Below are 23,385 nucleotides of genomic sequence, written 5' to 3' on the forward strand. Positions count from 1 at the left end.
CCGTCTGCGGGGGAGAGGAAACAAGATTTATCGTTGAACTTCGCAATTCAAATTTGTAGCCACGCTTTATGACCGCACTTTCCCATCTTAAAGGCATCATCTTCGACATGGACGGGACGCTTGTCGACTCGGGCCTCGACTTTGCTGCCATGCGTTCCGAAATGGGTTTGCGGCCAGGCATTCCCATCTTAGAGCAGTTAGTCGAGCTCTCCCAAGCAGAGCGCATCGCCAAAGAAGAAATTCTTCATCGTCACGAAATGGACGGGGCCAAACGGGCCTCGATGATCGACGGGGCGGATCGATTGCTCGCCGCGCTGGCATTGGAAGGTCGACCGATGGCGATCGTCACGCGCAACAGCACGCCTGTCACGCAGCAAACGTTGAAACTGCTGGAGATCGGGCATTACTTCGACATCGTCATCTGTCGTGAAGATGGTCCTCACAAGCCCGATCCGTGGGCAATTCAAGAGATCTGCCGGCGTTGGCAATTTGCGGTCGACGAAGTGGTGATGGTTGGCGACTACGAACTGGACATTCTCTCGGCGCATCATGCCGGTTGCCCGAGTGTCCTTTTCACCGAAGGCAAAGCCCCTCAAACGGTGGCAGGTCACCAATTGGCCACTCATGTAGCAACCCATTTTAACGAGCTTTACCACTTGCTAGCTCCGCGCGAAGATTCGATCTAGGTCACACGCTGGCGATGTGATACCATCCAAACTCGTTTCCCCATCGGCTGGGGCTTCTCAGTCGTGTTTGGTCCCCCTCAAAAGCGGAAATCCTCGATGAAGAACGGAATCTTCCTCGCGGCGTGCATGGCCGTTATTGGCCTCGTCGGCAGCAGCTCCTTCGCCCAGGCCCCCAATAACAACGGCCAGCCTCTCGGTCTTGCTCAGAATGGCCAGCAGGTAAATCCGCAGCAGCAAAATCTTCAACCCGGCATGGTCGCCGGCCAGGCTCAAGCGGGCCAGCCGCAAATGATGCCGGCTCCGTTCCAGATCAATCCGCAGGAAGAGAAGTACATTGACGACATCCTGCAGTTCTGGGAATTCCGCAGCAAGAAGGTCAACCACTACGAAGCTTCCTTCGAACGCTGGGAATACGACACCGTCTTCGGACCACCCAACAAAGACACGCACAAGACCTACAGCAAAGGCACCATCAAGTACGAACAGCCTGACAAAGGCTTGTTCAAAGTGGATTCTATTCAGCACTACACGCCACCGAAGGAAGCCGGATCGGCCCCTTCCTACGAGTTTCGCCCAGCCGAAGTGCTCGAACATTGGGTCTGCGATGGTCAGTCGATCTTCGAGTTCGACGTGGCCGCGAAGCAGTTGAAGATCTGGCCGCTACCGCCGGAGCAGCAAGGGCAAGCGATCACCAACGGTCCCCTTCCCTTCCTTTTCGGTGCCAAGAAGCAAGAGATCAAGGAGCGGTTTTACCTGCGTGTCTCGCCCCATCAGACGAACAACCCCAACGAATATTGGCTTGAGGCCTGGCCGAAGCGTCCACAAGATGCCGCCGAGTATCGTTACATCGATATCTTGATCGACCGAGAAGAGTTCCTGCCGTTCGCCATTGCCGTGTTCGATCGGAACTACAACCCTCAGGCACAGCCGCCGAACATGCCCAACTACTCGCGAACCGTCTACCAGTTCTCGGATCGTAAGACCTACGAAGAAGGTGGCCTGACCGCGAACTTGCAGCAAATGTTCAAACGATCGTTCTATCAGCCGCAACTGCCCAGCGGTTGGCAACGCGTCGTGCAGCAGTCGCCAGGAATGCAGCAGGGTGGCCAGGCCCCCGCCAACGCAGGCCGGCCCAACGCGTCGATTCCGCGTTAAAACCGGGTTGAAGACGCAACCCACCCAAATCGCCTTAATTCGCACAGAATCCACCTTCTCGATTCCTTCACGAATCGGAAAGGTGGATTTTCTTTTGCCCCGTTTACAAGCGCGCTATAATTCAGTTACTTGAGAATATCGACGCCAATTCCGACGTTCGATTCCTGCGTAGATAAGGTTCCCGGATGTTGAAAGCTCGCGGCACCTGGGTCTGGTGGGCAGACGCTTTTCTGTTCCTGGCTCTAGTCACCTGTTTCCCCTCGGCAGTTTGGTCGCAAAATAACGATCCCGCTGCTAAGGAGGAAATCCAGCCAGACCCAGCGGAACGAGATCCGGCTGCTGCCGCCAAACTGACGGCCGTGCGGCTGAAAGTCCCCCTGCCGATCACCGGTACGGTCGATACCGACATCAAGCAAAGCCTGCAAAAGTTGCTCTCTCGCCTGACCGACAAGGACCAGCGTCCTGTCGTGATCCTCGAGATGGAAGCGGACGATCAGGGGCAAACGCAAGGAAGCGAGTTCGAGCGAAGTCTCGCCATTGCCCGGTTCCTTACCTCGAAAGAAGCGACACGCCTCAAGACGGTCGCGTTTCTGAAAGGTCCAATCGAAGGTCACGCCGTTTTGGTTCCCTTGGCGTGTGAACAAATCGTCATGCATCCCGACGCCGAACTCGGCAAAGCAGGCATCGACGAAGCCTCGATCTCGACCACCATGCGGCAGGCGTATGAAGAGATTGCCGGCTTCCGCAATGTCTTGCCACCGACGCTTGCGTTGGGAATGCTCGACCCAAGCCTCGAGATCTACCGCGTCAACGATCGCCGTTTTGTCGACGGCGAGGAGTATGCAAAACTGAAAGCGGAAGGACAAGTCGCCACCTCCGAGAAGCTCGTGCCGCGTGGGCAGATGGGCCTCTTCACCGCCAATCAACTGCGACAAGATCTGCAATTGATCAGCCATCTGAGCGAGAACTATCGCCAATTGGCCGCGCTGCTGGAGATTCCCGAAAACCAGATCACGCAAGATCTCGGCTTGAACCGCAATTGGAAAGCGGCTCGCTTCATCATGGATGGCGAGATCTCCAACCGCATGGTGCAGCGGACTTCTTTGTCCATGCAAGATGCGGTGACCAACGGCATGAACTTTCTGTTGATCGAACTGAAGTCGCAAGGGGGCGATCCGGTTGCCTGCGAGAACATGGTCAACTTCCTGTTGGGGCTGCCTGACACAGTTCATACCGTGGCATTGATCACCCAGGAAGCCACCTCCAACGCTTCGCTGATTGCCCTTGCGTGCGACGAGATCGCGATCGCTCCGGAAGCAAAGCTCGGCGGTCCCGGCAGCTATACCTACACCCCGCAAGGCCGCGCCGACTTGGAAGATTATCTCGCGAAGATCTCGACCGAAGCCAACCGTTCCTGGTCGGTTTGGGGCGCGATGAACGATCCCGATTTGAAAGTCTTCCGCTACGACCGACCTGGCACAACGCTGGTGAAATACCTCAGCGAGCGAGAAGCGGCTGACATGCCGCAAGCCGGCGAGTGGAAACAAGGGGCGGAAGTCACTCAGCCCGATCAACCACTTCAACTAAGCGGTACCAAAGCGCTCGACTGGGGCGTGGCCGACGCGCCGGCGAGTAGTGTTTCCGATGTCACACGCCGGTATGGACTGCCGGACGAATTGGCCGTTCCCAAGCCGAACTGGGCCCAACAGTTCATCGAGATCTTGGCCAGCCCTAGCTTGGCGATGTTCTGCTTGTTCATCGGCGTGATTGCGATGATCAGCGAATTCAAAGCCCCCGGCGTTGGCGTTCCGGGTTTCGTCGCCATCATGTGTTTCGGTCTGTTCTTCTGGAGCCGCTTTTTAAACGGCACCGCTGGCTGGCTCGAAGCATTGCTAATCGTGGGCGGTTTGTTCTTCATTTTGCTGGAAGTGTTGGTTCTGCCAGGCTTCGGGATCTTTGGTCTCGGCGGGGGGATGATGTTCATCACGGGGATCGTGCTCGCGATGCAGACATTCATCTGGCCATCGACCGACTACGAACTCGATCAGGTGCCTTACTCGCTGGCGACCGTGTTGGTGCTGTTTTCAGGGATGATCGCCGCGGCGCTGTTTGCCAAACATGTACTGCCGCGGACGCCATTCTTGAATCAAACGATGCTCGACGCTCCTGACGACGAGGCGATGGAAGAGATTCGCCGCCGCGAAACAATCGTCGATCTTTCGCACCTGGTCGGCAACACGGGACATGCCCTGACGGCGCTGCGGCCTAGCGGCAAAGCCAAAATCGGACACGAGATCGTGAGCGTCACCTCCGACGGTGATATGATTGAATCAGGCGACAAGATTGTCGTCGTGGAAGTCCGCGGCAACTACGCCATTGTTCGTGCGGCGTCGTAAGCAGACGCGCGGAAACGATTACGTTGGAACGACCCTGGGAAAGATCGAGAGATCGACCATGTCACCCATTATCATTGCCCTGCTCCTGCTGTTCGCAGGCCTCGCGCTGATTGTGCTCGAGATGTTCATCCCGTCCGGGGGTGTGCTGGGCTTTCTCGCGGCGGTCGCGCTCGTGGGGGCAGTTATTTACGCCTATTTGAAGTGCGACATCGCCGTGGGGACTGCGTTCCTCGCCGCCACGGTCATTACCGTTCCAATTTTGATCGGCATGGCCATTCGCGTTTGGCCCTACACGCCGCTGGGACGCATGATCCTGCTTGATTCAGCCACCGAACAGTCGCAGGACGATTTAAACAGCAACGTGCATACAGAACTGGTCGGCCGCCGTGGGATCGCGAAAAGCAACCTTTTGCCCAGCGGTGTGGCCGAGATCGACGGCGAGCACTGGGACGTCATCATCATTGGCCCTGCGGCCGATCGAGGCGATTTAATTGAAGTCATCGAAGTGGAAGGCAACCGAATCCTTGTCGCCAAAGTCGACGAAATGGAAGACGCCCCCGTTGCCGCCGACGCGGAAGAAGGAGCCGAGTCCCTCACGACCCGAAACGACGAGATCTTCGAAGACGACCCCTTTGCTTGACTTTCCCTGTCAGAATGGCATAACAGGTGACATAACTCGCACCCGTAGGGCCCGCGTGTCGCGGGTCGAACACCTGAAACAACTTGGCGACCCACGACACGCAGGCCCTACGGCAAATCGAAACGAACATTTCCAGTCCATTCTTCCTCGCAGGGAAGAGGGCTAGGGTACCAATACCTGACCAATAAAAGCATGCCAACGAAGACGACGGCATGGCACCTGGTAGTTGTCGGTTTAAATCCATGCCTACGCAAATGTAAGCATGGCCCCCAGATAGAAGTCGCAGCACTCACTTAAGAAAACACCACGGCCCTACAGTCGACAAACACCTCATGCTAAACCTCGTAGACCATGCCCTTGTGGCGGCTAGTTTCTGGACCAACGTTATGATCATCGGCATGCTCGCCGCGGCGCTGCTGATGTTGGTCATTCTGGGGATCTTCGCGTTTTACTTTCGGCTTTGGATTCAGTCGATCTGGACAGGAGCCGGGATCACCATCTTCGATCTGCTCGGCATGTCGTTCCGAAACGTCAACGCCAAGATGATCGTTCGCGGTAAAATCATGGCCGTTCAAGCCGGCCTGGGCGATTCGTCCGGCATCACTACCAAAGCACTCGAAGCCCATTACCTGGCCGGTGGTAACGTTCCGCAAGTGATCAAAGCGATGATCGCCGCCAACAAAGCGAAAACGATTCAGTTGACCTTCCGCGAAGCAACGGCAATCGACCTGGCCGGTCGCGACGTGCTGGAAGCGGTTCAGACGAGTGTCTATCCGAAAGTGATCGATTGCCCACCCCGGAACGCCAAGCGAACGTCGCTCGACGCGATGGCTAAGAACGGCATTCAGTTGAAAGTGAAAGCTCGCGTGACCGTGCGTGCCAACTTGCAACGACTGATTGGTGGTGCGACCGAAGAAACGATCATCGGCCGCGTCGGCGAAGGGATCGTCAGTGCGATCGGTTCGGCCGAAACCCATTCCAACGTGCTGGAAAACCCCGACTTAATCTCGAAGGCCGTGCTTTCGCGCCGACTCGACGCCAACACGGCGTTTGAAATTGTCTCGATCGATATCGCCGACATCGACGTTGGCGAAAACATCGGGGCTCGGCTGCAAGCCGATCAGGCCGAAGCCGACACGCAAGTCGCCCGGGCACGTGCCGAGGGTCGTCGTGCGATGGCAGTCGCCGAAGAACGCGAGAACCTCGCCGAGATCGAAAATGCCCGATCAGCGGTTGTCGATGCCGAATCAGAAGTGCCCAAAGCGATTGCCGAAGCGTTTCACAACGGCCGCTTGAGCATCATGGATTATTACTCGCTGCGAAACGTTCAAGCCGACACCGACATGCGGAAGTCGATCGCTCAGTCGAGCGGCGGCGTGATCGGCTCGAATAAGTAACCCACCAGCCGAGGACGCCCAACGTGGGATTTTGGAATTTACTTGCCGAAGCAGACGCGATCGAGATTCTGATACGAATCGGCGTGGTTGTGGTCTTTATCTTCGGACCTTATTTGCTGCAATTGTTAGGAGGGAAAGCCGTGCAAGACGATCGCGGAAACCGTCGCAGGCGAGAACCTCAATCTGACCTGGAACGAGAAATCCAAGACTTCCTGGAGCAAAGCCGTCGTGGCGGTCAGCCCAGTTCGTCTTCCCGCGTTCCAGCTCAATCGGTCGAAGACGATTACGACGATGAACTTGTCGAAGCGGAAGCGGCCCACGAATCGCTACGCGATCATCATCTCGAATCCAAGATCGACACGACGCATACTGAGCCTGAGCGAGCGACCGAAGCCCAGCCATACGCGTTCGATTCGCCGATCCATTCGGCCGCAGCGGAAGAGAACCACTACGAAGCAGAGCAGTTTAGCTACGATACCGAAGTGACCCCCTCTTCGCAGAACGCGGGCGCAGCGATCGCAGCCATGCTTCGCGACCCTGCCCAGGTTCGCAACGCGTTCATCCTCGGCGAGATCATCAACCGCCGGCAGATCCCGCGTCGGTAATTTTCACGAAACGCGCAGAATCGACCATTCTGCGCTTCTGGATCACTTCGCTTGCGTGGCTGTTTGAGACGCATTGCTCGCGAAGTCTCTTTCATTCTCGCTGAAGTCTGCGCGAAGTATTGATAAAGTCTGCGCATCTATCGCTGAAGTGTTGACCAAGTGTGCGGCATCTTGGGCGGAAAAATCTGGCTTGAAGCGTCGTTTGCGATTCGCGGTCGAACGGAATTCCACGCAAATCTGCCGTTAAACGTTTCTCGCAGCGTGACTTACAACACCGCGACAAATGACGCCTGTACAGTGTGGTACAATCGTAGTTGCGTCTACCCATTTCGCACCGCAGCCAACCCGAAAAACAATCGCCACCTCGGCAAAGATGTGATTGAGATTGGTTCCGGCAGCGTCCCTTGATGATCCATCGCCAACACGAACTTCTTCCGAGAGTCACCGCCATGCCCAGCATCGAAATCGCCCCAGGAAAAACCAAAATCGGATGGATCGGCACCGGCGTTATGGGAAGCAGCATGTGCGGCCATTTGATCGACAATGGCTTCTCCGCCACGGTCTATAACCGCACCCAAGAGAAAGCCGCCGACTTGCTTGCCAAGGGAGCCCAGTGGGCCGACACGCCGAAGCAAGTGGCCGAAGCGAGCGACGTGATCTTCACGATCGTCGGCTTTCCCGCAGACGTCCGCGAAGTGATTTTGGGGGACGAAGGAGTCCTCGCCGGCAGCAAGTCAGGCAACATCATCGTCGACATGACAACCAGCGAACCGACACTGGCCGTCGAGATTGCCGAGACGGCAAAAGCCCGCGGAGTGCACAGCGTAGATGCCCCGGTGTCAGGCGGCGACATCGGAGCAAAAGAAGCTCGGCTGTCGATCATGATAGGAGGGGACGAAGACGTTGTTGCCGCACTGAAGCCATGCTGGGAAGCGATGGGCAAAACGATCGTTCGCCAAGGAGGTCCCGGCGCAGGGCAGCACACCAAGATGGTCAATCAAACTTTGATCGCCACTGGGATGATCGGCGTTTGCGAAGCATTGCTGTATGGTCACAAAGCAGGCCTCGACTTGGAAACGGTCATGCAAAGCGTCGCGTCCGGGGCAGCAGGAAGCTGGTCGTTGTCGAACTTGGGACCGCGGATTATCAATAACAACTTCGACCCCGGTTTCTTTGTCGAGCACTTCATCAAAGACATGGGCATCGCGCTGGCCGAAGCACGCAAGATGGGAATCGCCCTGCCAGGTCTGGCCCTCGGCGAACAGCTTTATCAAGCGGTGAAAGCTCAAGGACATGGACGCCTCGGCACGCACGCCCTGGAATTGGCGTTGTGCCAATTGAACGATATCGATTGGAAGAATCGGTAGAAACAGACTTTGAGGATTGTAGGGAGGCGGCCTGCGAAAAACGTTGTGTTTTCGCAACCGTTGCGTTTTGACATCATCAATCCATGCGGCATCCTTGAGGGTTCGATGGACTGACCGATTCTCAAAGGCGAAACGCAAACGGGGACTCGCATGATTGCGGAAGCCAACCCAAAGATGGAAGAACTAGCCGACTTCGAGATGAAGGGGGAAGTTCTTATTTGCGACGACGAGCCTGATATTTGCGAGGCTCTCGCCCACTTCGTCAAGCGTCGCGGCTACAATCCGATCGTAACCCATCAAGGTGGCGAATGCATTCGCCTGGCGTTTAAAGAGCGTCCCGCGGCGATCTTGCTGGACGTGAATCTTCCGGACGTCAACGGCTTAGATGTTTGTGCCCAACTGACCGACGCGGCCCAGACGAGCGAGATTCCGATCATCATCCTCAGTGCCAATGGCAACGCAGGGACGGTGCGGGAAATTCGCCGAAGCGGAGCACGCTTTTACGTTCGCAAGCCGTACGATCCTAACACGGTGGTCGCGATTCTCGAGCAAGCGATCAACGATTCGCGAACCGGTTGGTAAGTCGTTAGTCTTCCAGGCTAATGCAGATCAACTCTTCGTCGTTGCGAGCGACGATGCACTCGTCGGCAAATGCGGGGTGAGACCAACAAACGCCACCACGTCGCGAAAGTTGATCGCGCGTCGGCTGAATGATTTGCGCTCGATCGATCTCGTGGAAGCCTTCGGGGGAAAGCTTCGCGATGATCAGTTCGCCTCGTTCATTGAACAGGAAATAACGCGAGCCATGTTTGACGAAATGGACGGTACTCCAACGAGCTTTCGGTGTTGCCGTTTGATCGGCCCAGATGCGGTCGCCATTGGTCGCATCCAAACAGCGGAACTCGCCGTAGCTGTCGATGCCGTAGATGTAATTCCCCTCGAAAACCGGGGTGCTGATTGTTGAGTGCAACGCGTCGGTATCGTTTTCCGATCGACCCATCCGCTGCCAGAGAACCTCGTAGCGAAACTCATGCGGATCGATTCGCAGCATCAGCGAACCATCGTAGAACGAAGTAAAAAACGCACGGTCTCCTTGAACGACCGGAGTCGCAACGCCGATCGGCATGTCCTTTGGCGCCCAAGGATATCGCCAACGAACGTCCCCATCGTGCGGATCCAGGGCAGCCACGCTATCGCCGGTCCAGACAAGAACCGTCGGTCGACCTGCTTGTTCGATCATGATTGGCGACGAGTACGAGGCTTGATCGTTCAAGCTACGCCACACTTCTTCGCCGCTGTCCTTATCGAGAGCGACGACGCATGCTCCGTCCGCTCCGCCAATCTGCAGAATGATGTAGTCCCGCCAAATCAGTGGTGAAGCAGCGATGCCCCAGTGCGGCATACGAATGCGAAAGTCCTTTCGCAGATCGCGCGACCAGATTTTGTCGCCAGTGATCGCATTCAAGCAGTGCAGGTTGCCCATCGTTCCGAGCGTATAGACGTTTGAGTCGTCGACAATCGGACATGCTCTGGGGCCTGCCATATAGCCGATGTTGACGTATTGGCACGGATATTCAAACGTCCAGAGCTTTTTCCCATTAATCATGTCGACGCAGTGGACACGCTCTTTTTGTTCCGATTCCACGACCCGATCGGTGACGTAGGCGTACCCATCGGCCACCACTGGTCCGCTGTAGCCGGGACCGATCGGGACGCTCCATTGGCGCCGGAGCCCATCTTCTGGGAAGCGGCGGAGGATGTCACGTTCACGCCAGACACCATCACGCTTCGGGCCACGCCATTGTGGCCAATCGTCGGCGATCGCGGTGGTGCTGAAAAGCAAAAACAAGATCGTGCTGGCCAAGAGAATCCGCATGGCAAACCTCCGTGAAAAGAACGAGGACGCGACAGCCAGCAGCGTGATGGATTGGCCGCAGAAAATCAAGCGGAATCGGTGCGGTGACGATAGGCAATCGCCGCCGAGATCACTTGGAAAATGTGGTCCGAGACGCGATCGGCGGTCAACGCTTGCAGCTCGTCCTGCGAGATCAGCATGTTGATGATCGGCCCAGCCATTTTGTAATGCATGCACTGCCCCACGACGCTGAACCCAAACATGTGGCGATCGGCGTCCGACGTATCCGCTGGCAACAACTGCCGCAAGATTCCGTCGAGTCGTTCGAAATGGGGCTGAATGAATTCCTGAACGATGTCCTTGGTCGCCCCGGACGGATCGGACATTTCCCGAAAGATCAGCAGATGTTTGTGGTCAATCCGATCCTGGGCCGACATCGCCATGCCGACCATTTGACGGATAAATCCTTTCAGGCGGACCTCGGGTTCCATGCTCGGATCATCGCCGGGAGGGATAAAACCGCTAGGAGCCATCGAGCGGTGACGGGCTCGGTGGGCCTCTTTGACCGCTTCGATGTAGAGCCCTTTTTTGTCCTCGAAGTAGTATTTGACAGCGTTTACGTTCACGTCGGCCCGACCGCAGATGCGGCGAACCGTACCGTGATCGTAGCCATGCAGGGCAAATTCCTGGATGGCCGCATCGAGCAGTCGCTGCTTGGCGTCAGGCTGTGACGAATTCATGAATTTGGAATCTTGCGATTGTTTTTTTAGAGTTTCGTCGATACTATCGAGTTAAACACGTGTTTAATACTAACGTAGCTAACGAAATTGGCAATTCTCGATTTTGGGTACCACGAGACGTCCTATGTCGAAGTACACCAGCATTTTAAAGCTGGCTCTCAAGTCGCTCATCTCCCTCTGTCTGGTGGCGGGTGGTGTCGCTGCGGTTGTGTTTCTGGGCCAAGCCAAAACGGAATCGGACCAGCCACCTCCGGAAGACATTCGCTTAGTTGAGCTGAAAGCGATCGAGCCTCACGAGTCCGGCATCACTTTTGACGTCGATGGCGTTGTCGTTCCGTATCGCGAAATCCAGTTGGCTGCCGAAGTCGATGGACGCGTGATCGAAAAATCGGATCAGCTGCGCGTCGGTCGCGTGGTTTCCGCTGGCGAACCGATCGTGCTGATCGACCGCCGAGACTATGACTTGGAACTGGAGCGCCTGCAAGAGGACCTCGATCAAGCGGAAGGGAACATCGCGGAATTGGATGTTCAGATTGCGTCGGCCGAAGGTCAGATCGAGTTGGCTGAACAGAATCTCGTAATTCAAACTCGCTCGACCGATCGAATTCGTAGCCTGGTCAGTCGAAACGCGACCACGGAATCGAGTCTGGATGATGCGCTGCGTGCGGAACTGACGGCGAAGACGTCGCTTCAAACTCAGCGAGACCAGCTGGCGTTGTTAAAGACGTCGAAGAGTCGCCTCGAAAACGCTCGTGATCGGATTCGCTCTGAGGTCGCCGCCGCGCAGTTGATGTTAAGTCGTACGACGATCAAGTCGCCGATCGATGGTGTCGTTGTGGAAGATAACGTCGAACAAGACAGTTACTTGCAAAAGGGAACGTTAATCTGCAAGATCCGCGATACCTCGAAACTCGAGATCAAGTGCAGCCTTCAAGCACACGAAATGAAGTGGCTGTGGGAATCGTCGACAGGTTCGACCGAAACGAAAAAGCGTGGCGCTTACGAACTTCCCCCAACGCCGGTAACGGTGCAGTATCGAATTGGGAACGAAGTGTATGTCTGGGACGGAAAGATTTCTCGCTACGACGGTGGCGAAATCGACCAGCAAACGCGAATGATTCCTTGCCGCGTGCAAGTCGAAAACCCGCTTCATGTGCAGCGGATTACGGACGATGGGCATGTCGATACTTTGGATGAAGTGCCGACGTTGATGGTCGGGATGTACGTGCAAGTCGATGTGCATGTGAATCCACGTTCGCCTTTGGTTTCCGTTCCTGTGTCGGCCATTTATCCCGGAAATCGGTTGTGGGTTGTCAAAGACGACAAGCTACAGCGTCGAGAGATATCAGTGGCGGTTTCTGACGACGAGACGGCACTTGTCTACGCAGGTGAAGGACGTATTCAACCAGGCGAAATGGTCGTTGTGTCACCACTTGCTTCACCATTTGACGGCGCGAAAGTCGAGGTAGTCGAGTAACTATGCACGGCATCGTTCGCTGGGCGATTAACAACACGCCCGCCATGAATATCTTGATGCTCGCCGCGATTATCGTCGGGGGCTACTCCCTTTCGAGCATGAAGCGCGAGACGTTTCCTGACTTCGATCTGGACATGATCCTCGTTCAGGTGCCCTATCCCGGAGCGGCTCCGCAAGAGGTAGAAGAAGGCATTTGCCAGAAGATCGAGGAAGCCGTTCGATCGTTGGAAGGAATCAAAAAAGTTACTTCCGTCGCGGCCGAAGGTGTGGGAAGTATCGTCATTGAATTGCAGACGTCGGTGACCAATCCAGATCGCGTGCTGGATGAAGTCCGCTCCGAGATCGATCGAATTCCGAGTTTCCCCGAAGAATCGGAAGACCCGGAAGTCCGCCGTGTCACAACACGTCGTCCAGCCATTCGTGTCGGCGTGATTGGCCCAGAGTTTGATACCGAAGAAGCCCAACTGCAGTTGCGTTCGGTTGCTGAAAAGGTGCGTGACGAGCTGTTGCAGCTCGAAGGGGTTTCACAGGTCGATTTCATCAACAATCGTGAATACCAGATCGATGTTGAAATGGACGAGTCCGTGCTGCGTTCTCATGGACTGACACTGGGAACGGTCGCTGAAATTATTCGCCGTGAAAATCGCGAACTTCCAGCGGGCACGATCCGAGGCGAATCGCAAGAGGTGTTGCTGCGTGGTAACAATCGACGTACCACGGGAGACGATATTGCCGAGTTACCGTTGATCACCAAAATCGACGGAGCCGTGTTGACGATCGAAGACCTAGGCACGGTGCGCGACGAGCTGGCCGATACGACGTCGCGAGCCTACATCCAAGGCAAACCGGCCATGGCAATGACCATTTCGCGTAGCTCGGACGAAGACCTTCTGAAGATGGTCGACGTGGTGAAGACCTATGTTTCGGAAAAGAAGCTGCCCAGCGGTTACGAGCTTCTGACATGGAGCGATCAATCGGTCGAAGTCCGCGGTCGATTGAATCTTTTGGTCGAGAACGCCATTTATGGTTTGATCATCGTTTTCGTGTTGTTGATTTTGTTTCTCGATCTGGAACTCGCGATTTGGGTTTCGATGGGGATTCCGTTTTCTCTGTTCGCCGCAGGCATCTATCTGTTTGCTGCTGGGGAAACGATGAACATGATCTCGATGTTCGGTTTCCTAATGGCGCTTGGTATTGTGGTGGACGATGCGATTGTCGTGGGTGAGAACATTTATGCCCATCGTCAAATGGGTAAACCGCTTATGGATTCCGCGGTCGATGGCACCACCGAAGTGATGAGCTCGGTCGCTTCGTCGACGGCGACAACAGTGATGGCGTTTCTGCCGCTTCTGTTTGTCAGTGGCGTGATGGGTAAGTTTATGGCCGTGATGCCGATGGCGATTATTGCCATTCTGTTGGCGTCGCTGTTTGAGTGTGTGACGATTTTGCCGTGTCACCTGGCCCACAAAAACGATGGTTTCATGAAGTTCCTCGGCGTCATCTTATTCATATTCGCATGGATGTTGCCGATCATTCATTTTGCGAGCAACACGACGACCCGGATCCTGGAGTGGTTCATTCGCAACGTTTATCAGCCAAGTCTGCACTGGGCATTGACCAATCGAATTATCGTATGTGGACTTGGCGTAACGGCCATCTTGTTGACAGCCGCAATCGTTCGCTCAGGCCTCGCGCCGATCGACTTCTTTCCGAAGCTGGATGGCAACACGGTCCAAGCCAAGTTGACGTTCCCGGACGGAACCCCGGAACGAGTCACCCAGGCATGGACCAAGCAGATTGAAGAAGCATTCTGGGCGGTCAATGAAAAGCTCTCGCCGGAAGGAGAAAGCTTGGGCCTTGTTTCGTTTCGCACTGTAGGTTCGCAAGTTTCCGGGGGTGGTCCTCCTGGAGCGAATGCCAGCGAAGCAAGCGGAAGTCATGTCGGTAGTGTTGAAATCGAACTGCAAGATACGGAACTGCGCGAGATCAGCAGTATGGAAATTGTTGCTGCCTGGCGAGAGGAGTTGGGACCAGTTCCAGGGGCTGAGTCGCTGACGATTAGTTCTCAGGACTTGGGGCCAGGGGCGACGCCGATCGAATTCCGATTGCTGGCCGGCAGCGAACATATGGACGAGTTGGAAGAAGCGGTCGAAAAAACCAAAGCCCATATGGAAACCTATTCGGGGCTGATCGATATTGCCGACGACTCGATTCCCGGCAAGTGGGAATATCGTTTCCGTATCAAACCAGACGCTCAGGCATTGGGTGTTCGTACGGCTGATTTAGCGGAAACGGTCCGAGCCGCGTTCTATGGTCAAGAAGTCATGCGTGTGCAACGTGGTCGTCACGAAGTGAAGATCATGGTGCGATATCCGCAGAAAGATCGCCATCGTTTGGCATCGTTCAACGATATTCGTATTCGTCTAGATGATGGTATCGAGCGGCCGATCACCGAGTTGGCGGAAGTCGATATCGTCCGCGGTTATTCCGAGATCAACCGTTTGAAGCAAAAACGCTCGATCAAAATTACTGCCGATATCGATCCGGAGCGTGGCAACGAAGTTGAAATCGTGGCGGGTATCAAAGCGGACTTCATTCCGAAGCTGCTGAAAGAATACCCCGGCTTAAGCGTAAGCTGGGAAGGTCAGAACGAACAGCGAACCGAATCGATGGGCAGCCTTGGCAATGGGTTTATCGTTGCGTTGGTGGCCATGTTTATGCTGCTGGCGTTCGAATTTAAGTCGTATTTTCAACCGCTTTTGATCCTGGCGATTATCCCGTTCGGAGCGATCGGTGCCGTGGTAGGGCACGCCATCATGGGCATGCCGCTGACGTTCTTCAGTATGTTCGGTCTGGTCGCGCTGACAGGGATTGTGGTGAACGACTCGATCGTGCTTGTCGACTTCATCAATCAGCGTGTGAAAGCAGGCCTGCCGATCAACGAGGCATTGGTCGAAGCCGGAAGTCGGCGATTCCGCCCCGTCTTGCTGACGACCATTACAACGGTGGGGGGGCTTCTGCCACTGCTGATGGAAACCTCGCTCCAGGCTCAGCTTTTGATCCCGATGGCGACGAGTATCGCGTTCGGCGAGATCTTTGCGACGGTGCTGGTGCTGTTCCTGGTGCCGGTCGGCTATTCGATTAAAGTGAGCATTCTCGAGTTCTTCGCCCCTGGTTCCATGCTGGGGCACTCGCATGGCGAAGGCTTGCCGCACGTCTCGCACACGTTCACGACAGCGAGTGAGTCGAAGACTTCTCCAGCTCACTGAGACGTGCCGCTGTCCGATCTTCAAAGCTAAGTGTCGCGCGGTCATCGCAGTTTGCGGTAAACTGCGCGGCACGGATCTCCCTCGAAGAATCTATGGGAATGCCAGGGTGAACGTGGAGAGTTCGTGTCGCCTCTTTCCCGCGACGACGAATCGGGAACTCTAGGATAGAGAAACGCAACCGTTTCCTGACTTTCAGCAACCTACCCTTTCCCGGAAATTCCTACGATGGACCTACAGCTTGCCAACAAGAACGCTTTGATAACTGGATCGACTAAGGGGATCGGCTACGCCATTGCCCAGGTGCTTGCCAACGAAGGAGCGAACGTGATCGTCAACGGCCGCAGCGAACAGTCGACGGCCGACGCAGCCAAGGCGATCGGGAACGGTGCCCGAGGAATTGCCGCCGATCTTTCCACGGCCGCCGGTTGCGACAAGCTACTGCAAGAGGCAGGCCAAGTCGACATCCTGATCAACAACGCAGGTATCTTCGAACCGAAGCCTTTCGTCGAAATTCCCGACGAAGACTGGGAACGTTTCTATCAGATTAACGTCATGTCAGGCGTTCGTCTGACACGATCGGTTCTGCCTGGCATGCTTGAACGAAATTGGGGACGCATTCTGTTTGTCTCCAGCGAAAGCGGTGTGCAGATTCCTTCCGAAATGGTGCATTATGGGATGACCAAAGCGGCGAACATTTCTTTGGTCAACGGGGTCGCACGACTGACCAAAGGAACGCACGTGACGGTCAATGCGATCTTGCCTGGGCCGACCGCTTCGGAAGGGGTGTCCGATTTCGTCGGCAATTTGGCCGAAGACGCGAATCAGTCGAAGGAGGAATTTGAGAAGGAATTCTTCCAAACGGCTCGACCAACTTCGTTGATCCAACGGTTCGCCGAAGTCGAGGAAGTTGCGAATACGACGGCCTATTATTGTTCGCCTCTTTCCAGTGCGACGAACGGGGCCGCGATTCGGGTAGATGGTGGCGTGATTCTTGGAACCTAGTTTTGGCTGAAACCAACGCTCGCGGCGAAGGGTATGGATGGGTAACGATCAACTCATTCGCCGCGAGGTTGCCATGTTTCGTCGACGCCATTGGTTCGTATTGCTGCTTGGTTCGGTCTTCGTTGGCTGGATGATCTGGGGACGGAGTTCCTCGACTGCCGCGGAACTTTCCTCGCCACTCTCGCCGGGGCAGTACGAAATTACGACCACGTCCGAGGGGTTTGAACGCACGGCGGTTGTCCATATTCCCAAGGGATATCAAGCGACTAATCCACCTCCGCTGGTCATCGTGCTGCATGGCGGCGGAGGCGGAGCCGACTCAATATTGAATCATGACAATTGGGCCGCCAAAGCTGATCAAGAAGGCTTTGTGGTGGTTGCCCCCAATGGATTGCCAGCGCGGCCACGGCTGCCAGCCAACTTTCTGGCCAATCCTCAAGTCTGGAATACCGGTCAACTGCGAGAGGGTTCCCCTCGCTCAAAGATTGATGACGTCGCGTATATTCGCACGCTTTTGGACGAATTGAAAACCAAAGTTCCCCATGACGCTTCCCAGGTGTTCGCGACCGGTCACAGCAACGGAGGGAGTATGACATTTCGTTTGGGAGCGGAGATGTCGGACCGACTGTCCGCGATTGGTACTGTTGCCGGAATGCTTGCGATTGAAAATCCCAAGCCGGCAAGACCTCTGCCGATGCTCTATGTTTATGGCACCGAAGACCCGTTACTGCCGCTAGAAGGCGGCGAGTCGACACTTCCGTGGGGCACGCGGACGACGCCTGCGGTCGAGAGTTTCCTGAAGACGTGGGCTGAAGCGAGCGGTTGTGCTTCGGAGCCGAAAGTCATTGCGGAAGATGACGCGATCAAAAAGGTCCGCTATCCTTCAACGAACAACGGACCGGAAGTAACCGTTCTCTACTTGAAAGGGCACGGCCATTCCTGGCCAGGCGCCAATCGAACGATCCCGTCCAGTATGACGGGACCCAACGTAAGTAAATTGAACGCGACCGACGAGTTATGGTCGTTTTTCAAAAAGAGCGTCGAGTAAACCGATACGCTTACTCGTGACCTGCGGAAGATCCGCTCTTCTTTAAGCCAGCCAGGAATTCAACCAGGTCGCGGAGTTCTGCCTTCGAGAGATGCTTGTAGATATCTTCTGGCATCGGGCTCTTGGCACTCTTGCGACCTTCGATATCGTCCTGCGGAATAGTGATCAATTTGCCGTCGGCATCGACCAGGTTCACCGCTTCGTCGGTCTCTTCTTTGAGCACGCCGGAATAGGTTTGGCCGTCGACCGTCAACACGAGAATTGACTCGAACCCTTCGGCAATCTTGGCATTTGGCTGGACGACTGCTTCCAGCAAATACTCACGCGTCTTGGTTTGACCCAGCGCGTCCAGTTCTGGGCCAACACGTCCGCCGGTGCCCATAGCACGATGGCAACGCACGCAGGAGGTTTCCGTCTTCTCGTAGAAAATCTTGCGCCCTCGCTCGAAATCGCCGCCGGAAAGTGCGACTCGGTATTCGGCAAGTGGATCGGCTGGATCGAGCGACAATCGATACTTCTCCAATAGCGACGAGATCGCTTCGGAGTCTTTCAATGCCGTTGCCGCTTCGATTACATCAAGTCGTGTATCTTCCGGCAAGTCGCCCGAAAGCAGTTTGGTCATCGCGGCCGAAACGATTTCGTCCGTTCCTTCCGGCTTCAGTTTGGCCAATGTCGCCAGAGCGTTCTGGCGTTCGACCGTTGAATCGGCTGAGATACCATCGGCCAGCGTCTTCGCAGTCTCCGCAGGAGCCAAGCGGGCAACTTGATCTCGGGCAACCGCTCGCAGAACTGGCTGATCCGATTTCAACGCTTCGCGGACGATCGGCAAAGCTTGATCGGCGTCGACATTTGCCAACGCGGCAATCGCATCGGCTCGTGTTTGAGCGGACTGCTTATCATCTTGTGCCAAACCGATGAGCACAGGAGCAACTTCCTTGATGCCAAACGACGCTGCAAGCTTGGCGGCTTGATTGCGCACGCCTTCGTCGGTGGTAAGCAGCTTGGGCAATGCTTTAGCGAGTGCCTCTTTGGCAACGCTTTCGTCACGATCTTCCAGTGGGCGATAGAAATTGATCACACGATCGAGTTCGCCAGGCTTTTTCCAAGTCTCGAGCATCGCCAATGCTTCCAATCGCATCGCTTCCGGCATATCGCTACGCGTCGCGAACCGAGCCAGCGCTTCTGCGTTCTCGGGATCGCCGAGGCGGAAGTTGGCATTGAGAACGCGACGAAGCAACGCATCGTTCTTCCAGCCAGCATCGATAAGACGAGCTGCCTGAGGCATGGCGTTTTCCATCGGCAAGTCGTGAATCGCACGAACCGCTTCGGTGACAACCAGTTCGTTCCCATCCGAAAGGAAGCGAACAACGGTCGGGCTTTCCAGGCGACGCAAAGCCACGACAGCCGCAATGCGAACGCTCGCTGAAGGATGGTTGGCCAGGTCTGCCAGCGATTGCAGGTGACGCATTCCTTCCAACGCAACGATACCACCGTGACGAAGAACAGGATCTTGGTCGGCATTCTTTGCGAGAATAGCGGCCACTCGGTCAATGACTTGATTCGGATCGCCATGAGGACCTGCATTGCCGAGACCGATCATCGCGAAATATTGAACGCGTGGGTTTTCATCTTCCAGCAGTGCCGGCAGACCGTAGATCACACGCAGTTCGCCAAGTACGCGACCAACTTGGGCACGTACTTCGGCGTCTTCATCTTTAACCAATTGAGTCGAAAGCAACTCGACCGCTTTGACGCGATCCGAGATCTTCGACTTCTGTTCCGCAATCTGTCCGATACCCCAGATCGCGTGGAGACGTGCCAATTGTGGTTGCTCGGCATCTTTGGCGACAGCATTAAGGACATCCAGCTTGTCACCGGCGGCCAGAGCAAACTGGGCTTTCATGCGCACGCGGCGGTCGGTGTGACCAAGCAGCTTGATTAGCGTTTCGTCCGATTTGGTGGTGAAATCGCTCGGAAGCAACTCTTTGACTTCCGCAATCAACTTCGCGTCGTCTGGATTGTTTTTTGTCAAACGATAAATGCGACCCTTGTTGAGCCCAGTCCATCCGTCGACCCAGTCGCTGACGTACATCGCGCCGTCAGGGCCGAAATCAACGTCAGTTACCAGGCACTTCCACAGGAACTGTTCGGAATCGACCAGATCATACGTTGCCCCCTTGGGCTCCATGCGGAACGTGCGAATCCCACTATTGGCTGGACCACCGCGGAAATCACACAGAAAGAACGTTCCTTTGAAGGAATCGCCGAAGCCGGTGCCAGGGTAATAGACCAGGCCGCTCGGACCATCCGAAATGTTGACGATCGGAGGAACGATGTAGGCGGCCTGACCTTCATGGAAAGGATGCCACAGCTTTTCGCGATTCCAAGGACCGCGGTCGCTGAGGTATTGATAAGCCATGTTCCATCCGGTGTGGCCACCTTTGACCAGATAAATCCAGCGGGCCTGATCGCCACTGTCTGAATTGTTGTCACACGTGAACAAGTTGCCGTAGTCGTCGAAGGCAAGTTCCTGCGGGTTGCGAAGCCCGGTACAGAAGACTTCCAGATTCGAACCGTCTGGATTGCAGCGGAAGACTGCACCCGATCCTGGATCCTTTAGCCGGGTTCCGTTGACTTCGATGTTGTAGCCGCGGTCGCCGATGCTGAAATAGATCTTCCCGTCGGGGCCAAGCGTCAAGCCATGCAAGTCGTGACCACGAAATGCAAACCGGACTCCGTAGCCTTCGCTAAGCGAGACTTTCTCGTCTGCGACGCCATCGTTGTCCTTGTCCGTCAACTTCCAGACATGGGGAATGTTGGTGTAGTAGACATCGCCGTCGAGGGCGAGCACTCCGGCACCGGTTCCTTCAACGATATCATTGTAGCCAGAAGAGAAGACAGTGTCTTTGTCCGCTTTGCCGTCGCCGTCGGTGTCGACAAGCATGCGAATGCGGTCGTCGTGCTGAGTGTACTTCTGAGCTGCCTCAGGGTGGTGCTTCAGAATGTAGGCTCGACGATCTTCGACCGATTGAGCTGCAAGATCGTCGACGAGCCAATAGTTGTGGTTTCGATTGTCTTCGACCCCCTGCCCTTGCCGGTAGGTTTCCGCCACATAAACACGCCCCAGATCGTCCAGGCAGAATGCGACTGGATTTGCCGTCATCGGTTCGGCCGCGAAAAGGCTCATCTCGAAACCTTCGGGAACTTTGAAACCGGAGATCGCTTTTTCTCCTTCGTCCGAAGCGGGAGCAAGCTGCGGAGTTTCAGGTTCCGGGACTTCAGCCATCAGGCAAGTCCCGCAATAGGCAACAATCGCCAACGCGATTAGGTAGCGGGAAACGGCATGCGCAGTTTTCAACATTAAATTCTCTCTAGCAGAGCTATTGGGGCGGGCCTCGAAAGACACGAATTGGATTGGTCGCAGTATCGAGTCGTGTCTGTCAGGCGGAATGGACAAGCATAGGGAAATAGTTGGCTATTCCATGTAAACTTTTTAGATTAGTCCGTTTCGGCGATTTTCACAAGATTTGCACTGGGAGTGCTTCTGAGTGTGCATGACATCACCCGGGAAGTTTTTACAGCCAAATAGGTCCTCTGGATGAGCGTCGTATGCAGTAAATGCGGTGAAGAACTGATGGGGGCCGTGAATCGATGCTGGAAATGCGGTTCTACGTTCGCTCGAACAGAAACCGCAAAAACAAGTACGGACCAACGCGACAGAAACACCACTCAAGATCGCTTTCGCGTTCCCCCAGTTCGGCGTTCGCCGGTATTGGAAAGATACCTCTTTCCGGCAATTCTCGAACACGATGAGCCCATTCAGGCCATCATTGAAGAGGAATCGGCGGACGAAGTTACTGAGTCGCAGGAAGCAGGCGAATCCTTTTCAGAAACGAAATTCGCGAGTTTTCTCCGGCGATGGCTGCCGGACGATTGGACAAGCGTCGGTGGTTCGGTGTTGGCAATTTTTGCCTGTATTGCGTCGTACTACTCAATTGTCGGCGTCTTTTTATCGGCGATAGCGGTCATGTTGAACGTCTATCTGATCAACTGGAAGCGTTCGCCATGGCGCTGGATCGGATTCGCTTTGGCGACGTTGTCGCTCATGTTTGCTCTGGCCCAAACCGTGTCGACGATTTACTTTTGGGGCACCGGTGTCTCTTTATCCACTGCCCTGTTTGGACCGTAACGTTTGTCCCCCCAAGCACATCCTCCTGCGAACGAAAAAGCGGCCATTCGCCGCGATGCCATTGCACGCCGTCAATCACTGAGCGATCTGGCCGAGCGAAGCTTGGAAATACAGCGGCGGTTCATGGCGGAGTTTCCCTGGGCAACCGGCGCCATGCCACTGGTTTATGTTCATGTGCGGCAAGAAGTGGAGACCAAGCGAATCATCGAGGATGCCCTCCATACAATCGGCCACGTGGCGGTGCCCTATTGCCTGCCGGATAACCGCTTAGGTTTGTTTCAGTTGAAATCGGAAATAGAACTGGTCGCAGGCGCCTTTGGAATTCTGGAACCGCGAGAAGTCCTGCGAAAAGATCGCGTCGTCGATCCCCAAACGCTGGACTGCTTGGTGATGCCCGGCGTTGCCTTCGATGAAAACGGCAACCGAATCGGCTACGGAAAAGGCTACTTTGACCGACTACTTGCCGATGTTCGTCCCGATTGCCGGAAGATTGGATTGGCGTTTGATTGCCAGATTTACCCGAACGTTCCTGCGGAATCTCATGACATTCCGGTCGACTTACTGGTCACGGAAACCCGGACAATCGACTGCCGCGGAACGACTTAGCGAAGCGCCAGCTTGCGAATTCGCTCTTCAGTTTTGGGAAACGACTTAAAGGGAGGCCCCTCAAAATTGGAAACCAACATAGCGCTATGGCCGTCCCAAACACGATTGAGTTCGTCTTCGCTCCAGAACTCAATTCCGATATCGGGATTCGGGTCGGCAATTACGTAATATCCTCGGATACGTCCGAGGCAAACGACCGAGTGAATCTCGCCAGGTTTCCACCCATCTGGTAGGCCTGCGGCGTTGCCTGAACCAAACCAATCTCGCTTTCCGACGCGAAGTACGACCGGTCGATTGGCTCGCGCCAATTCATCTGGCGTAAGATAATCCATGCGTACGTCGAACCGCGTGTCTTTCGTTTTCAGCTTTAGCCCGCGATAAAAGCCTTTCCAAGAGGTACCCTGTCGTGTGAGGCAAAGCTGGGCCATCTCTTCTTCTGTCGAGTGAATTCCGTAGAAGTTCAGCAATGTTGCTCCAGCGGCTGCCGTGCAAGTTTGATCAGTCGTTTGGTAACAGATCCCCCGTTCGTCCCAGTTCATCTGACATTTGGGGGCATCGCCTATCAGGGGATAAACCAGGGCCCAGACTCCAGCTCCAAATAATGCCGACATAGGAATTGCCCGTCGCCAGCCTTGTTCGCGGAGTCGATTCGATGCCACGGCCGCCAAACATAATGCAGCAAGTGGGTAGATGTTGCTTAGGATGATCAGGTTCGAGAACGGCAGCAGTTCGGTAAGAAAGAGACTCTCCCAAACGAACGCCGTGTATAGCCCGACGATCAGGATGGTCATCAGAGCGAAGCGATTCAAACCTTGGACGGTCCAGTCCTTCGTCCACGCTCGCGTGGCGAAGAAGCCACCTAAGCTAATAAAACCAACAATTAAGTAGCCCGCGATCACATCCTGCATACGAGCCTCCTTTTCTAGCAGCGAATCTTGCCGCTCTGGAGTTAG

The 23,385-nt window shown here is 55.3% G+C and carries 18 protein-coding genes; 14 read left to right on the plus strand and 4 right to left on the minus strand.

Going from position 1 to position 23,385, the window contains the following annotated elements; translation table 11 throughout:
• Window positions 1-68: 68 nt before the first annotated feature.
• The 8 genes from LA756_RS20855 (at window position 69) to LA756_RS20890 (ending at window position 8,828) form a co-directional block, all read left to right on the plus strand.
• Window positions 69-686: an HAD family hydrolase gene (locus tag LA756_RS20855; protein WP_224436656.1), complete on the plus strand. Its 618-nt coding sequence runs from the start codon at window positions 69-71 to the stop codon at window positions 684-686.
• Window positions 687-782: 96 nt separating this feature from the next.
• Complete coding sequence (locus LA756_RS20860; protein WP_224436657.1) at window positions 783-1,841, plus strand: TIGR03009 domain-containing protein; 1,059 nt, start codon at window positions 783-785, stop codon at window positions 1,839-1,841.
• Between the two features lie 185 nt (window positions 1,842-2,026).
• Window positions 2,027-4,237, plus strand: coding sequence for an NfeD family protein (locus LA756_RS20865; RefSeq protein ID WP_224436658.1), 2,211 nt, complete (start codon window positions 2,027-2,029; stop codon window positions 4,235-4,237).
• A 58-nt stretch (window positions 4,238-4,295) separates the two neighbouring features.
• Entirely contained in the window at window positions 4,296-4,877 is a 582-nt protein-coding gene (locus tag LA756_RS20870; protein WP_224436659.1) for an NfeD family protein, read from the plus strand.
• A gap of 398 nt (window positions 4,878-5,275) precedes the next feature.
• Window positions 5,276-6,274, plus strand: a complete 999-nt coding sequence (floA, locus tag LA756_RS20875; protein ID WP_315858363.1) for a flotillin-like protein FloA — start codon at window positions 5,276-5,278, stop codon at window positions 6,272-6,274.
• A gap of 23 nt (window positions 6,275-6,297) precedes the next feature.
• On the plus strand, window positions 6,298-6,879 hold the full coding sequence (locus LA756_RS20880; RefSeq protein ID WP_224436660.1) for a hypothetical protein: 582 nt from the start codon (window positions 6,298-6,300) through the stop codon (window positions 6,877-6,879).
• A gap of 449 nt (window positions 6,880-7,328) precedes the next feature.
• A complete protein-coding gene (locus LA756_RS20885) occupies window positions 7,329-8,246 on the plus strand; it encodes an NAD(P)-dependent oxidoreductase (protein WP_224436661.1) in 918 nt (305 codons plus the stop codon).
• 150 nt (window positions 8,247-8,396) lie between these two features.
• Entirely contained in the window at window positions 8,397-8,828 is a 432-nt protein-coding gene (locus LA756_RS20890) for a response regulator (RefSeq protein ID WP_224436662.1), read from the plus strand.
• A 4-nt stretch (window positions 8,829-8,832) separates the two neighbouring features.
• Here the strand turns inward: LA756_RS20890 and LA756_RS20895 are convergent, their stop codons facing one another.
• Both LA756_RS20895 and LA756_RS20900 read right to left on the minus strand, forming a co-directional pair.
• Window positions 8,833-10,122, minus strand: a complete 1,290-nt coding sequence (locus LA756_RS20895) for a PQQ-binding-like beta-propeller repeat protein (protein ID WP_224436663.1) — start codon at window positions 10,120-10,122, stop codon at window positions 8,833-8,835.
• Between the two features lie 65 nt (window positions 10,123-10,187).
• On the minus strand, window positions 10,188-10,841 hold the full coding sequence (locus LA756_RS20900) for a CerR family C-terminal domain-containing protein (RefSeq protein WP_224436664.1): 654 nt from the start codon (window positions 10,839-10,841) through the stop codon (window positions 10,188-10,190).
• 124 nt (window positions 10,842-10,965) lie between these two features.
• Here LA756_RS20900 and LA756_RS20905 point away from each other — a divergent pair, with 124 nt between their 5' ends.
• From LA756_RS20905 to LA756_RS20920, 4 genes are all read left to right on the plus strand, one after another.
• Complete coding sequence (locus LA756_RS20905; protein WP_224436665.1) at window positions 10,966-12,318, plus strand: efflux RND transporter periplasmic adaptor subunit; 1,353 nt, start codon at window positions 10,966-10,968, stop codon at window positions 12,316-12,318.
• A gap of 2 nt (window positions 12,319-12,320) precedes the next feature.
• Window positions 12,321-15,587 (plus strand): efflux RND transporter permease subunit, encoded by a 3,267-nt coding sequence (locus tag LA756_RS20910; RefSeq protein ID WP_224436666.1) that lies wholly within the window; start codon window positions 12,321-12,323, stop codon window positions 15,585-15,587.
• A gap of 225 nt (window positions 15,588-15,812) precedes the next feature.
• A complete protein-coding gene (locus LA756_RS20915; protein WP_224436667.1) occupies window positions 15,813-16,589 on the plus strand; it encodes an SDR family NAD(P)-dependent oxidoreductase in 777 nt (258 codons plus the stop codon).
• Window positions 16,590-16,626: 37 nt separating this feature from the next.
• On the plus strand, window positions 16,627-17,637 hold the full coding sequence (locus LA756_RS20920; protein ID WP_224436668.1) for a PHB depolymerase family esterase: 1,011 nt from the start codon (window positions 16,627-16,629) through the stop codon (window positions 17,635-17,637).
• A gap of 10 nt (window positions 17,638-17,647) precedes the next feature.
• On the opposite strand, the gene LA756_RS20925 is transcribed toward LA756_RS20920, so the two are convergent.
• Window positions 17,648-20,998 (minus strand): PVC-type heme-binding CxxCH protein, encoded by a 3,351-nt coding sequence (locus LA756_RS20925; RefSeq protein ID WP_224436669.1) that lies wholly within the window; start codon window positions 20,996-20,998, stop codon window positions 17,648-17,650.
• 411 nt (window positions 20,999-21,409) lie between these two features.
• Here LA756_RS20925 and LA756_RS20930 point away from each other — a divergent pair, with 411 nt between their 5' ends.
• Window positions 21,410-21,826, plus strand: coding sequence for a hypothetical protein (locus tag LA756_RS20930; RefSeq protein ID WP_224436670.1), 417 nt, complete (start codon window positions 21,410-21,412; stop codon window positions 21,824-21,826).
• A 3-nt stretch (window positions 21,827-21,829) separates the two neighbouring features.
• Window positions 21,830-22,432, plus strand: coding sequence for a 5-formyltetrahydrofolate cyclo-ligase (locus tag LA756_RS20935; RefSeq protein WP_224436671.1), 603 nt, complete (start codon window positions 21,830-21,832; stop codon window positions 22,430-22,432).
• Here LA756_RS20935 and LA756_RS20940 read toward each other — a convergent pair.
• Window positions 22,429-23,340: a cysteine peptidase family C39 domain-containing protein gene (locus LA756_RS20940; protein ID WP_224436672.1), complete on the minus strand. Its 912-nt coding sequence runs from the start codon at window positions 23,338-23,340 to the stop codon at window positions 22,429-22,431. The two genes, LA756_RS20935 and LA756_RS20940, sit on opposite strands and share 4 nt — an antisense overlap.
• Window positions 23,341-23,385 lie beyond the last annotated feature (45 nt).

Source organism: Bremerella sp. TYQ1 (assembly GCF_020150455.1).
Lineage (GTDB): Bacteria > Planctomycetota > Planctomycetia > Pirellulales > Pirellulaceae > Bremerella > Bremerella volcania_A.